Raw genomic sequence first — 14078 nt, 5'->3', positions numbered from 1 at the left:
AAGCCTCCCTCGTTAGAAGAGGTACGGCAGCGGGCCGAGCTATGCGCAGGAATCTTTCTTTGCGGGTGTATGGCGAAGACGAGGGGTTCTGCCGAGAAGGAGGGCAGAGGCTGATATCAGGGAGGTTTTCCGAGAGGCCTCTGGCGCGCCGACTATATTTGCGAATTTCCTTCGACTCTACCCGTGAACATGTTGGACGGCGGTGTGGTGTACGAGTCCTGAGTACGATCACCGGCCAGCGGGTCCTCAGTGATTTTGTGTGCTCTCGTGATCTTCCGGCTCGAACGCATCGGCAATGATCTGCTCGATGTTGGCCACTTCTTTGTCCGTCAGCTTCACGAATTCCCTATTTCTTCGCTTTTTGGAGAGTTGACCGTTGTTCTGGCTGACGAACGTAATAAGCGAGCCAATCATCGAATCTGGCATTTCCAGCAGGTCCTGTATTCTTTGTTTCGCCTCGTCGTAGGAAGCCAAATATGCAATTTCTTTGGGAAGGTCTTCTTCGATTGTCCTGATGACGCACGCGTATAAGAATTCCGACAGGGATGTATAATCGCCGTAGCGATAAAGATCGGCGGTGTCGTTCAGGACGGAAACGTTCTGCTGCGCAGTCGGCACCCACTCGATATACGGTAGAAGGGGTCCGGTGAAGTTGCGTAGGTGCGCTGCGTAGTCGGCTTCGCGATCGAGCAGAACAGTTGAGACTGGGAATATCAATCCTGCGGGCGTGAAGCCGCGTTCGGCAAGTACATGGTGTATCAGATAGCGGTGTAGTCGTCCGTTCCCATCAACGAACGGATGCACTGCGACGAAGCCGAACGCCACAATAGTCGCTTGCACAACGGCGTCTACTCCGCTTTCCGCCATTCTCTGCCCAGCATCGATTATGCCTTCAATAAGAGCTTTAACGTCTTCATGTCGGGCTGGCACGAATTCTGGAAGTGGATTGTTTTCTCGGTCTCGTACACCAATAAATCCATCTTCGTCACGCAGGCCTTGTTTTATAAAGCGGTCTTCTTCGATAACGATGGTTTGCAGGCGCTCTAGTTCATCTACGGAAAGTGGGTATTTGCCAGCTTGGGAAACGGCTCTCATCCATCGTTCAAGCCGATTTCGGGGCGGGCGTTCACCTTCGATTTGATAGGAGGCCTGTGTGTCAGCAAGTAACATGAAGCTGGCCGCGCGCGCGACAACGCCTGTGCTGACTCCGCCGATCAGGTCTTTTGTCTGCACGTCCCAATGGCTGCCGACAGCATTGTCAAGTGTAGGCGTCCGTCTTACCATCGGGCAGAACTCGCGGTTGCCTAACAAGTTGTTCCTCACGCGGTGGCGGGTCGAATTGGCCGGCAGAGATGTAAAATACGCGGCCGGATCGATGGCATCGACGTAGTTGCCGCGACCGGCATCTGGAACATTTAGTTTTTCATCTGTCAGCCATTCATAGAAAAACCAGACGCGGCGGGCCATCGCCCCCGTCGGTTCGCTGAGCACCAATTCCTCGATTTCACGTTTTGGTGCCGCGGTAAGGAGACGCTTGAGTATCAGCAAGTCGACGCCTTCGTAACGTAGGGCGAACGTCAGGTGACCAGCGAGGGTATTGGCGGGCGCATAGCGGGCATCGTAGATTTTCCAGCCGTCCATCTCTCGTTTGGTATCCCTGAGGGTGACGTCTGAAATGGCTGTTGGTGTTTTCAAGGGAGCCTTTACCGAAAATTCGGTTATCAGAGCGCTCCAGCCGACAAGGGTGGCGCGTGCCGGCACCAAACGTTCCTGAAATATGCGGGGGAATGGTCTGAACGTCATGATTGGCTCCGTGTGGGAAATCAATTAAAGATATGGAAATACGATTACTATCACGTGTCAATGCGGAGAGTGGATTACGTTCATTTATTTTCGGTTATTTTGTGCGGTTTTTGTGGAGAATTGATTATGGCTATAAACATAGAAAAGTGGAAAATCCATTATTAGTGTGGAAATTTGATTATCAACAACATGATCTGCGATTTTTTGATTATTTTGAAATCGGCAGCGGCGCGAAGGAACTGACTGCAAATAGCGTCCAAGACCCTCCTGGCGGCCCCTGTGCAACATTCAGACGCGCGCCATCGATGTCGACGGCTTCCTGGACGCCGTGATCGATGCGGACAATGGCAACAGTCCTGTTCGACATCGCGGCCAAGTACGTCACCCCCATCGCCGAGGGCAATGCCAGACGCCATCCCGTGTTGGCGATGATGCACGTCTCCGTCATGGTCAACGATCATTTCGCCGCCAAGAGCAATGGAGAGGAGGACGGCGACGGCCTCATTTCAGGTATGCGGACATCGTGATCGCTTCTTCGACAAGAGGCCGGCCGAACCGGCACTGTCATAAGCCTGTAGCAGCCTGTGGACCTGGCTGCGACAGAGAGCAAGCAGTTCGGCCGCCTGAACTACACTCAAGCGATGATCCCGGATCTTCTGGATGACTTCGAGGCGATGCAATTCTTTCTGCGACATGGTGATCAAACAGGACATGACGACTCCGTTCGCTCCTGGTCTCCACCAGGCTGGACGTCGTCATCCTTGCTCCCAACATTGATGTTGACCAGTGCATCGAAAGGCGAGACTGCCGCATGTCTAACCGGCCCACCTGTCGCATTACTAAATAGCCGCTACATGTCAAAGCTGCGTAAGGTAGGTTATGGAACTAAAAAGAAGATAGGGCCACTTAACGGTGTCCTTTTGACGCGAGAGAAAGGAACGCGCAGGCGGCTAAATCGATCCTTGGCCAACAACTATCTGCAAAAGTATTACGAGAAATCTCGATCACGCGACGCTTGCGGAAATGGTCATGAACCTGTGGTGCCGCTCGAAATCCTTTTCACCGGACCGCTTACGCTGCATCGGAAGCCACCTGGAGCAAAAACGATTTCGGGAGCCGTTCCGAACAGCGATCCCAACGCAGACCTCACATATCGCGTGCCGTATCCCTGCCGCGTCGGCTCGCGAACCATGGGCCCGCCCACTTCGGTCCAGTTCAGGGAGAAATCGGAACTGTCGTCTTTTGCGAATGTCCAGACGATCTCTACATGCCCCTCAGGTCGGGAGAGCGCACCGTATTTGATGGCGTTGGTGATGAGCTCATGCAGGCACAGCGCTATCGTCGTTCCAGCGTTGCGACTGACGACGATGCCCGGCCCACTGACTTTTATGCGGCTCACGCCATCCTTGTTGTAAGGAGAGACAGTCAGGTCAACCACTGCGGAAAGCGCGACCTCCTCGCCACCGGCTTCGAAAACGGCCGTATGCACGTCGGAAAGCGCTTGAAGGCGACCGGTATAATTGCTGGCGAGGTCCTCGACGGTTGTGGCTCCGCGTCGAGTCATCTGAAAGATCGAGCCAACGCTTGCCAGGATGTTTTTTACCCTGTGATTGAGCTCCAGACGAAGCTCTCTTTCGCGCTCGATGGAATCTCGGACCTGACGTTGGCGCAGTCGTACCAGGAGGTTTGACTGGATCCCGTTCACAAGTTCCAGCGGGGCTATTGGGCGCGTGTGAAACAGGAGACGTGCTCCGGGCCAGGAATTCTGCAATTGGACACGGATTCGTGCAATCGGCGCGCTACGTTCCAGGAGGACGATGATGGGTACTTCCGACCAGTCGGGCTGCTCTGCAAGATGCTCCGCAATGCGCGCAACTGCCTCTGGATTGAGCGCCTCATGGGTAATGACAATGATGCCGGGCGAACGGGCTAGGTGCTCACCCAGCTCGTCGCCGGCCTTTGCGGGCATGACCTCGATCATCTGTTCCCGAAGAAATGCTGCAATGTAATCGGCATCCTTGCGAAAGGGAGCCAGGACGAGCACCCAGTCCAGCTCGCTGTCGGTTGGAACATCATTCATTTTGGATCTGGAAGCGGATTATAGGCAACCACGCTGACGCTACCGCTTTCGATCAGCAGTTCACGTACATTGAGATCATGCGGGCCGTGGCGCTTCTTGACCACGGTTATATTCCGGCGCAGTCGCCCCTCATGCTCCATGATCCGCAACAGCAGGACGGTATCGCCAAGAAAGCTGACATCGACATCTATGCCAACATTCTGGCCTATCAAGCCGTGTTGAGCGACAATCAACATGGTCAGGACACCGGAGCGGGCCAAATACTTCAAGAGGGACTGGATATCGCGCACCGCTTTCTCGCGGTGCGGCAGAGAATTTAGGTATCCCGTCAGGCTGTCGATCACCACCACCTTCGACTTGTTCTGTGTGACCGCATCCTGGACGATCTGGCCGAACTCTCCCGGCGAGATTTCATTGGGATTGAAATCTCGCAAGATGAGTTTGCCGTCTTTATGGAACTGCCTCAGTTCCATACCCAGGCCCTCGGAACGGCGGAAGAAGGTTTCCAGCCGCTCCTCGAACAGGAACAGCGCCACACTTTCACCGCGCTCGAGCGCTGCTGTGGCGTAGAGGGATGACATCGTCGACTTGCCGGTGCCCGACTGCCCGATGACGAGTGTCGTGGTCCCGGCCTCCTGGCCTCCCCCAAACATTTCGTCGAGCTCTGCGACACCGGATTTGATCAGTTGCGGCTTCGGATTTTCCGACGCCTTGCTGGACATAATTCGAGGGAACACGAGGACGCCCTCCCCTTCGCGGATAGCCATGTCGTGATATCCGTCGGCAATCGGTACGCCGCGCATCTTGGAGACCTCGATGCGGCGGCGCACACCGCCATATTCCTCGAGCGACTTGTCAAACCGGATCACACCATGAGCAAGCCCCTCGACCTCCTCGCCACTGCGGTCGGGGCCAGCGGTCTGGGTATCGAGCAGCAAGGCCACGACGTTCTGTTTGGCAAGGAATGACTTAAAGCCAATCAACTCGCGGCGAAAACGGGGGCTATCGCCGGTGATGAGCCTGATTTCGAGAAGGGAGTCGTAGACGAGACGGCGCGGCTTGTGTTCCTCGATCGCCGCTTCGATAGCTTTTCTCGTTTCGTCCAGACGAAGATCGGCCGTCAGGAAGATGCTCTGATCGTCCGCTTCGTTGACGGTACCGGATGTCGACAGTTCCTCGACCCGGATCCCTTCGAGCGTCCACCCGTGCGAAATGGCGATAGCTTCAAGCTCTGCGGCGGTCTGCGAGAGCGTGACGTATATGCAGCTTTCGCCGGCCTCGACACCTGCACGCAAAAATTGCAGAGCGGCTGTCGTTTTACCCGATCCCGGCGCTCCCTGCAGCATATAAAGGTTCGACGCTGGCAGGCCGCCGCGCAAAATCTCATCGAGCCCGGTAATTCCCGTACTGACAAAAGTAGGCTTTTTCTGTTTGGGCATGTTCGTCTTCCGCTGCAATGCTTGGCGCAAATTGGAAATCGGTGGCGCGCATCGTCCAGGGAAGAGCCGCTCTCTTCTTATATTCACCTTTCTGCGAACTTCAATTCCGGGGTCGCGCCCGCCAGCCACAATTTTCAACAATGCCTGTCATGGAGGCAATCGGATTGCGCCCGCAGGATCTCTGCCGAGAATTTTGGGCGCGTATTGTTGGGTCAGCCGGAAACTGACTGAAATCGCGTGTATGCGTTCATCGGGTAAAATTGACTGTCTCTGTCCGGGGCTATCGCAGAGCGAAAGCTACGCATGGTCGAGGCGAAGGCGTTGCGATGCCCTCATCTTACTCGAAGCGGACGGTCTGCTTGGCTAAGCGCTCTCTTGCAAGAGTTGAGCGACAGGCGCGTGAAGTTCCGTTGGGTGCCTGCTGCGGTCGCTTTTTGATCAGCCGTGTTCGATTGGGTGACGTCGAAAGACAGCATGTCGGTGATATCTCTTCTCGCTTCAAAACATCCTTCAACCAATCAGGTGAAGGGTAGCGAGCGCAAGCACGACGTAACGCCCGGTTTTCGCGATGGCAACAAGGATTGTGAATGTAAGAAGTGGCTCCCGAAGAACACCAGCGATAACGGTGAGGCCATCGCCGACGATTGGCATCCATGACAGTAAAAGCGACCATTTGCCGTATCGCCGATACCATTTTATCGAGCGTTCCAATCCCTTGTCGCTCAACGGGAACCAGCGATACTCTCTAAAGCGCTCTATCCACCGCCCAAGAAACCAGTTCGCCATGGCTCCGAGAGTGTTGCCAACAGATGCAACGATAACCACGCCCACGACCGAAAATTTTGTCGAAAGGAGCATGCCGACCAGAACAGCTTCAGACTGCAATGGGAAGATGGTGGCAGCAATGAATGCCGTTGAGAACAGGCCCGCATAGGCGGCAATATTCAGCATTTTTCCAGCAATCTACGAGTTTGCGAGGAGCTTCACCTCCAATGATCCCGTCGGTCAGGACAGGCGCACCAAGGACCGAGGCCATGTAATGCGACAGGAGGGGGATAGTCATCTCCGAAGAACATCCACGGGAACAGAATCGAATCCGAGCGCCAAAATTCCTCGCGCAATGGCCGCCAAGCGGATAACGCTTTCTGCGAACCCGGCGTCATAGAATTCCCTTGAATTGTGATTGGCCTGGCTCTCTAAAATCGGACTTAATCCCTGTCTCAGCCAGCGAGGTCTCGTCGGGAAATCAGCCCGGCAAACGGAAGGCGATCTGCGAGCGGATGGGGACCAAGGTCGGCCTGTCGGTTGTCTCTCTTAGGAAAGGACGTCCCATGCCAAGTTGAGAAGCAACGAGACAGGCGCCAGAAGGGCTCCTTCCCGTCCACAGGTTGTCTTGAGAAAAACGGCAAGGGTGTGCGGTCTCTGCAAGAGGCGCAATCGATGACCACCACCGCCGGTCTTGCCCCAGGCCCAAATATTGGGCTGAACCGCCGAAAGCCCGTGATTGCTCAGGCATTCAAGGCCGCTCGGTTTTGCCGACGATCGGCTGCGCCGTCACAGCGCCGCCCGCCCAAAAATGTCCAGCGCCCGCTGGCCGCATCAGGCTTTCCCGAGCTTGATGCCGGTCGCATCCGCCGTAAGATAGCCGACGGCCGCGCCGAAGCGGTCCTTGTAGTTGGCGCGAACCAGCGGATCGAGGCTATCCTTCACTTTGGCGTGGAGCTTCTCCCAGTCGCCCGGGTGCTGAAAGTTGCTCATCACATAGGTCCAGCCATTGAGTTCGTCGACCGCGTGGAGGCCCGTCGATTCCGCGCCGGCCGGCATCGACATGATGCGCGACAGCTGCCTGTTGTCGACATTGTAGGCCCACAGGAAGTTGTTGACATGCATGCCGCTGTCCTCGCCGACGAACAGGGTGCGCAGGCGCTCGGAGAACTTGATGTTATCCGGATTGCCGATCTTGTCGGGATTGGCAGTGTTGCCAAGTTCGTCGGTAGCGATATCCTCGCCCGTCAGGACAAATCGGGTCTCAAACGGCACCCATTCGCTGGCGATCGCCTCTCCGCCGCTGTCCTTCTGGGCACCACCCATGGAGTGCGCGAGAATACCGCCTGCCTCGAGAGGCTTGTCGAAACCGATGCCTGACGTTTGGTACCACCCCTTGCCGCCCTTGACCATCGAGTCCTTGATGTAGGAAATCGCCGAGTAGGCAAACTTGTCCTTCGCGTTGACGGTGGTGCCTTCCATTTTTGTAAAGGCCATGCTGCCGCCCATAAGCGCTGCATAGCGGTGTGTTTCCAGGAAGGCCGCGGCCTTTTCCATGCCTGGCGCGAGCTTCACCCAATGGAAGGATCCACTCATGGCGATGCGCGCGTAGCGCAAATCTTTGGGATCCTCCTTGGCGATCTCCATGATGGCCTCAGGCTTCACCGTGTCGGCGAGTTTCTCGATCTCCGCGCTGGTGGCATGGCCGAGCTTAATCCAGGTGATCGTGTCGGCCGGTGCTGCTGTGTCGGTGGACAGGGTGCCGCCGAGCTTGGCAACGTAGAGCGTCCCGCCGGAAAGGTCCGCTTCCCTGTCGGCGACGAACATGAACAGGCCGCCATTGGTCGCATCGTCGCCCATCAACAGCGTGCGACGGTCAGGCATCACCTGCACCAGTTCGTGCGAGATGCGACCAATGCAGTAGTGCTTGGTCAGAGTGCCGCTTCCGTCGGCATTGACCCTGACTTCAGGCAGGTGACCGTAATGATAGGGATTTGCAGCCTTCTCGTCTCCAAACAGATTTTTGCTATAGGCCAGGAGCTGCTTGTTCGATAAGGCCGCGAAGGCGTCGGGCTCGTATTCCTCGCTCGACAGATGGGTGTTCCAAGGCGAGAGGCTGGCGCCGCAGGTGATCCAAAGACCATGCGCCTGAGCGGTGTCGACGTTGTGGTACTTGACCAGGCCGAGCTTGCCGGTGCCCGGATCCTGATCGAGTGTCAGGACGGCGATTGGCGAGGGCATGCGGCCATAGGTGTCGTCGCCTTTCTGGTCGCGCGACATGTACTCGAACTGGACGACGGCGAATACAGTATTGCCCTTGACGCCATCGACCTTCGCGCCGGCGATCGGTGCCAGCAGCGAAGTCCCGTCTGGACAGTCGGAGAAAAACTGGCGCTCCCTGCCCGGTACCGAAGTGTCGATGATCGGCTTGTTGTGGATATCGTAGTAGCCGCCGGCCAGGATTTCCCCGCCCTTGCCGTCCGGCACCATGTCACCCGTCATGAAGAAGGGCTGATAGGACAGCTTGAACGCCTGCGTATTTCCGTCTTCGAGCGTCACCGTCAGCTGCGAAGCAACGGTCGTGGTCGCCATGGCCGCCGGATCCGCCAAAGAGGGCGCGGCCATCGAGCTGAACGTTGCCGAGACAAAGTTTGACGGCGCGGCGGCGGCATCACGCGCCGTGCCGAGAGCGAGAAGCGAGCTGGCGGCCGAAGCGCCGAGTGGCAGCATGGGGACGCTAGCGAGGAATTTCAGGGCCTGGCGACGCGTAGAGTGGGTGGATTCCAACATTTGATACCCTCCGTTTATGCCGGGTCATGACCCGACGCGACCGCGTTCGCCATGAGCAATGGACGGACTGCGAGCCTATTGTCTGGTGGGATAGCGGGATTGCAGGACGTCTTGATGAAGTGGAGCCTAGCATTTTTTGTCCCGGTCGAAGGACGGATACCGGAAAGCGTCGATCACGGAGCGCTTCCCTCACCGTCCTTGCAATGTGGGGGCGGTGAAAGTTTTCACACCCTGTGACTTGGGAAATTCGCCGCCTTCTCCCGTCTGAATGTGGCGTGGCATATGAAACCTAACTCAAAGGTTAGGATTTTGAGCCCCGTTTTCGGACCGTCATTTCCCCTTTCAATTCTAGGCTAGAGAGGCTCTGGTTTTGGCCTATGCGGCAAGTTGAAAATCCTGTCTTCTCTGGGCCGGGCAGCCTGCCTTCTGGCGAGTGCTCGTCTCCCTCGGGTATCGGCTGGAGCAAATCGCCCTGCAGCGGGGATGGCCAATCGCCCTTGCGCCGAGCGAAAAGGGACGCGGTCGACTCCCTCCTGACCCACCTCGACGCCTCCGCCGCAACGTCACGCCATTGGCCGTAACACGACGACGGGTTGGCCCGTTCGATTGACGAGCCGTGATCAGCCTCGGCGACTGGAGTCGCAATGGGCCACGCGGCAGCGCGGCTTGAAACCGTCCCAGACTAGGCCGGGCGCAGTACCTTGGGGCCGCTGCCGTGAGGCAGGCCGACATCATATTGGCGCGGTGACGTCGAGATGGCTCGGGAAGCCACGGCAGCGCCCCTCTCTAAGCAATTGGGAAAAGCGTTTTGGGCGCTCAGGGCAGCCAGGAAGGCGGCATTGAAAATATCGCCTGCGCCGACCGTATCCACCGCATCGACATGCGGCGCCGCAGTGCGGTGAAGGGCTCCCCGCGCATCGACGCCAATCGCCCCCGACGGCCCGCATTTCACGACAAGAAGCGAACCGGCGGGCATATGCGTCTTCAACTGGGCGGCAGCGCCTTCAACGCTCTCAAGACCTGATAGACCCAGTGCCTCAGCCTCGTTGAACAGGGCGCAGCCAGCCCGGGCCAGCCAGGCCATCGTTCGTGCCCTGTTCGCCGCGGTCCAGCCCCCGTCAGGCCAACCGGGATCAATCGATGTCGTGATACCGTGTAGGTCTGCCCAATCGAACAGTCGGTCGTAGTCGCGGGCCAGGGTCTCGGTCTGGAAAGCTGCGGACAGCAGCAGATGTCCTCCCTTCAGCCGTCGTGCATCGAGCGCCACCAATGCATCGTCGATACAGAACCGGCCAAGATGGCCGCGCGTGCTGAAAAAGGTCCGCTCGCCATCTGGATGCGTCACACCGACTGTGATCGCCGTCCTGTCGGGCGCCCGCACCCATGTCTCCGCGTAGGAACCGAACGCGCTTCGCAGCCATTCCCCGAACATGTCCTCACCCGTGCTGGAGGCAATCGCAAAGTCCACCCCCATACCCATCCAGGCGAGCGCTGTATTGCCAGCCGAACCTCCGACCCGCAGCTCGTCATGATCGACGATGACCTCCGTGCCGGGACGGGGCCAGGGGCTTGCGGGCCCCAGTATCAGATCGACATTCACATTGCCGATGACGGCCAGAGGGGTCCCGATATTCATCGCGCCGCCGCTTTTATCATGGCTTCAAACAGGGCCAGGTCAAATTTGGATTCTGCGGGCGGCGTCCGGTTCTCTCCACCTTGCGTTGCCGCCGCATGGAAGGCGCGCAGCTCGGCGTCGAACGGATCCTGGTAGAAGGGACCGAGTCTCGTGAGGACGTTGCCCTTCTCCGTGGACGCCTGGATATCAAGCGTCATCGGCAGATTGCGGATATAGGGGGTCGGATATTCGAATGCGAGACGTCCGGTTCGCGTGTTGATTTCGAAGCCCGCCTCGAAACGCACGACATCGCCAATCATGCATTCGTAGAGCGCGGTAAAGTGACCGTAGTCAAACAACGCGGTGATCTGTGTGCCGCCCTGCTTGATCTCTGTCGCGATAACCCGTTGGGGCACGCCGAGAAGGTCACGCATGGCCGACAGGGAATGGGATGACAGGCCCGTCAGCACGGAATAGGCAGTGACATGATCGGACGGCGCATCGGCGCCGCAGACATCGGCAACCATCGCCTGGCGCAGCGCACGGCTTTCCGCGACAAGAGCCGCGGCGATGTCGTTCTGCGGCGTGATGACCCGGTCGGTCTGCCGAAAGAACCACGGCCCCTCGCAGATGACGTCGCGCACGCGCACATAGGTGATGTCGTCGAGCTTCGGTAGGCGTGCTTTTGCCTCAAGGAAGGCAGGGGCGTATCGCCGCATGTAGCCGACCATCGCCACACGGCCGCAGGCCCGTGCCGTGGCATCGAGCTCGTCGAGGTCGCTCTGCGTCAGGCAACACGGCTTTTCGACCAGGACATGCTTGCCTGCTTCCAAGGCCGCGCGGGCATGGCGGCCGTGATACTGGTCGGGGCTCATCACCAGCACGGCGTCGATATCGCCTGAGGCGATCAACGCGCCGGGCGTGGAAAATAGCCGGGCGATGTTCCAGCGCGCGCCAATCGCTTCGGCGACAGACGGGGACGGGTCATAGGCGCCAGCCAGAGCGAACTGGTCTCCCAGTCGCTGCAAAATCGGCAGGTGGATGAGTTGAGCCACTTCCCCAAGGCCGATCAAACCAAGTCTGAGCACGTTTTTTTACCTTTTCACTCGGGGCGCCGCATCGGCGCAGACCTTAGACTCGCACCGTAGTGATGCGGGGCCCGTACTGCGGCGAGCCTGTTACATAATAAATATGCATTGAGGATTTTATCAATCCGAAAAATCCTGAATTCTGGACAATTTAAGGGGATCGCGGCTGGGGAATGCTCCCGTTATCCTATAAAAGTCCTAAAGTTAAAGAAAAAGCATGGTCTCCCTTTCCCAACTTGCTGTTCTGGAATAGAAGATGTGTCGAGGATTTAAATGTCGATGGAGATGGAAACGATGAAGGTTGCGACGGCTCCGGACGCTTGGGGCGTATGGTATGCGGATGACCCGAAACAGACGCCGTGGACGCGTTACCTTGACGAGGTGCGCGATTCCGGCTTCACCTGGACGGAAACCGGGCCCTGGGGCTACCTGCCGACCGATCCCGCGCGTCTCACCGACGAACTGGCTGCCAGAGGACTTTCCGTATGCGGGTCGGCTCTGGTGCATTTTCTTGCGCCAAGGGATGCGATGGACACTTTGCGACCGCGCCTTGAGCAAACTTGCGGCCTGCTCAAGGCGATGGGGTCGGAGTGGGTCGTGCTGATGGACGATTCGGACCTTCCTCCGGCGGGCGGGCAGCGCGCGCTTTCGGCGGATGCCTGGAAGGGAATGGTGACGACTGTCAGGGAAGCCGCTCGCTACGTGGCCGAGGAACACGGCCTGCATCTCCTGTTTCACCCGCATGTCGGCTCCGGCGTCGAGACGGAAGAAGAGGTCATCCGCCTGGTCGAGGAAACGCCGGCCGAACTTGTCGGCCTTTGCTTCGATTTCGGCCATCACGCCTATACCGGCGCCGATGCCTTCGCCTTCATGAAGCGCTATGCCGAGCGGATCCCCTACTATCACTTCAAGAATGTCGATCCTGCGCTACTCAACAAGATCCGCGACGAGAATATCGATTTTATCAAGGGCTTCCAATCCGGCGTGATGTGCGAACTCGACAAGGGCATCGTGGATTTTCGCGAGGTGCGGGATTTCCTTGCGGCTCGGAATTTCGACGGCTATGTCGTCTACGAGCAGGATATGTATCCGTGTCCGCCCGAAAAGCCTTTTCCGATTGCGCTTCATAACCGTAAGGTGCTCAAAAGCCTCGGGCTCTGAAGCGGTATCGCATGGCGATCGCGCGGCAGGAAAACGGGCAGCAGGCGGAAGCGATTTGGAGCAGGAAGACAACAGGCCGATCAAGGATGAGGATGTCCGGATCGCGGGCAGCCGCATCGAGGATGCGCGGATTTTCAATCGGCGCCTCGTGTTCGAGACGATCTTCCAGCGCGCTCCAATCAGCCGTGTCGAGATTGCCGGCATTGTCGGGCTGAAACCGCAGACGATTTCATCAATCACCCGCGAACTCCTGGAACAGGGGCTTATTTCGGAAGCCGGGCGCTCGTCCGGCCTTCGCGGCCAGCCGCAGATCTACCTCGAACCCCATGCCGACGCTGGCTTTTCCGTCGGCATCCACATCGACCGCAACCATTGCCAGCTGATGATCTGCGACTTGAAACGCAGAGCGCGCGCGCGCCTGGAAATCTCGTGCAACACCCGCGATCCGGAAGAAACGGTTGCCCGCATGGCCGAGGGCATCGCGCAGGCGCTGGACGACAACGCTATTCCGCGCGGCAAGGTCTGGGGCATCGGCCTCGTGCTGCCGACATTCGGCTCCGATGTCTACGACTTTGATTTCTCCATGCAGCATTGGGAAGCCTGGCGCGACGTGCCCTTCGTCGAGAACCTGCAGAGCCTCTGCGGCTTGCAGGTGCTGGTGGAAAACGATGCGACCGCGGCAGCGATCGGCGAGCGCATCCACCGGTCAGGCGCACAGGATGCCACTTTCGTCTATTTCTACATCGGCCACGGGACAGGTGCCGGCCTCATCATCGACGGCTATCCGTTCAAGGGCGTCGGTGGCAATGCCGGCGAGCTTGGGCTGCTGCCGATCGCCGGTCTTGATGGATCGCCCGTCTGGCCTGAGACCGGCGCCAAGGATATCCTGTCGCTGACGGGTCTTGCCCATGCCTGCGGCATGACGGAGGAGACTGTCGACAACGATGAGCTCAACCGCCTGTGTGCCCTCAGGGATCATCGCTTGATGAACTGGCTGGCCAGTGCGGCTGCCGTGGTGCGCGATGCGACAGCGATCATCGAGGTCATGTTCGACCCGGGCTTCATCGCGGTGGGCGGGGCGCTGCCGCGCGCGATCGTCGAGATGCTGGTCGATCGCGCCTACCCGCTCCGGCCGACGCCGGCAGCCCGGCGCGACCGCGCGTTTCCGCGCCTGATGCCGGCGATCCTGATCCATGATGCGGCCGTTACCGGTGCGGCCATGCTGCCGATCTTCGTCAACACCAGCCATAATTTCCGTCACCTCTACTTCCGCCAGGTGCTGGGCGACGAACGTCCATTCGACGGGGCGTCGCCGGTCTGAAAGCCCTGCCGCGTCT

11 protein-coding genes and 1 pseudogene are annotated in these 14078 nt (G+C 58.4%); 4 read left to right on the top strand and 8 right to left on the bottom strand.

The genetic code is table 11. The features are described from left to right. Positions 1-246 precede the first annotated feature (246 nt). Positions 247-1803 carry a Fic family protein gene (locus tag EQW76_RS16415; protein ID WP_142831826.1) on the bottom strand — a complete coding sequence of 519 codons (1557 nt, stop codon included), beginning with the start codon at positions 1801-1803 and terminating at the stop codon, positions 247-249. Positions 1804-1835: 32 nt separating this feature from the next. Between EQW76_RS16415 and EQW76_RS16410 the strand changes: the two genes are divergently transcribed. Together EQW76_RS16410 and EQW76_RS16405 are read left to right on the top strand one after the other, a co-directional pair. Further along, positions 1836-2135 carry a hypothetical protein gene (locus EQW76_RS16410; protein WP_142831825.1) on the top strand — a complete coding sequence of 100 codons (300 nt, stop codon included), beginning with the start codon at positions 1836-1838 and terminating at the stop codon, positions 2133-2135. A 12-nt stretch (positions 2136-2147) separates the two neighbouring features. Then, entirely contained in the window at positions 2148-2330 is a 183-nt protein-coding gene (locus tag EQW76_RS16405; protein ID WP_142831824.1) for a hypothetical protein, read from the top strand. Here EQW76_RS16405 and EQW76_RS16400 read toward each other — a convergent pair. From EQW76_RS16400 to EQW76_RS16370, 7 genes and pseudogenes are all read right to left on the bottom strand, one after another. Then, a pseudogene (locus EQW76_RS16400) lies at positions 2325-2516 on the bottom strand (helix-turn-helix domain-containing protein); the annotation flags it as partial. The gene EQW76_RS16405 and the pseudogene EQW76_RS16400 sit on opposite strands and share 6 nt — an antisense overlap. A 314-nt stretch (positions 2517-2830) precedes the next feature. Continuing rightward, the gene (locus EQW76_RS16395; RefSeq protein WP_142831823.1) at positions 2831-3883 is read right to left on the bottom strand and encodes a sensor histidine kinase; all 1053 of its coding nucleotides are present in this window, start codon (positions 3881-3883) and stop codon (positions 2831-2833) included. Continuing rightward, entirely contained in the window at positions 3880-5322 is a 1443-nt protein-coding gene (locus EQW76_RS16390; RefSeq protein ID WP_142831868.1) for an ATPase domain-containing protein, read from the bottom strand. Before EQW76_RS16390 ends, EQW76_RS16395 begins: the two co-directional genes overlap by 4 nt. Before the next feature lie 510 nt (positions 5323-5832). Then, positions 5833-6273: a YqaA family protein gene (locus EQW76_RS16385; RefSeq protein ID WP_142831822.1), complete on the bottom strand. Its 441-nt coding sequence runs from the start codon at positions 6271-6273 to the stop codon at positions 5833-5835. Positions 6274-6921: 648 nt separating this feature from the next. Further along, the gene (locus EQW76_RS16380) at positions 6922-8877 is read right to left on the bottom strand and encodes an alkaline phosphatase PhoX (protein ID WP_142831821.1); all 1956 of its coding nucleotides are present in this window, start codon (positions 8875-8877) and stop codon (positions 6922-6924) included. A gap of 682 nt (positions 8878-9559) precedes the next feature. After that, complete coding sequence (locus tag EQW76_RS16375) at positions 9560-10513, bottom strand: carbohydrate kinase family protein (RefSeq protein ID WP_142831820.1); 954 nt, start codon at positions 10511-10513, stop codon at positions 9560-9562. Further along, positions 10510-11580 (bottom strand): Gfo/Idh/MocA family oxidoreductase, encoded by a 1071-nt coding sequence (locus EQW76_RS16370; RefSeq protein WP_142831819.1) that lies wholly within the window; start codon positions 11578-11580, stop codon positions 10510-10512. The genes EQW76_RS16375 and EQW76_RS16370 overlap by 4 nt, the downstream gene beginning before the upstream one ends. Before the next feature lie 294 nt (positions 11581-11874). On the opposite strand from EQW76_RS16370, the gene EQW76_RS16365 reads away from it, so the two are divergent. Both EQW76_RS16365 and EQW76_RS16360 read left to right on the top strand, forming a co-directional pair. Beyond that, positions 11875-12741, top strand: a complete 867-nt coding sequence (locus EQW76_RS16365) for a sugar phosphate isomerase/epimerase (RefSeq protein ID WP_244615521.1) — start codon at positions 11875-11877, stop codon at positions 12739-12741. A gap of 55 nt (positions 12742-12796) precedes the next feature. Then, positions 12797-14062: an ROK family transcriptional regulator gene (locus tag EQW76_RS16360; RefSeq protein WP_224129354.1), complete on the top strand. Its 1266-nt coding sequence runs from the start codon at positions 12797-12799 to the stop codon at positions 14060-14062. The last annotated feature ends 16 nt before the right edge of the window (positions 14063-14078 follow it).

Source organism: Rhizobium sp. rho-13.1 (assembly GCF_007000305.1).
GTDB classification, from domain to species: domain Bacteria; phylum Pseudomonadota; class Alphaproteobacteria; order Rhizobiales; family Rhizobiaceae; genus Rhizobium; species Rhizobium rhododendri.
Note: the sequence above shows the minus strand (reverse complement) of the source record. Positions and strands in the feature narration are given on the sequence as shown.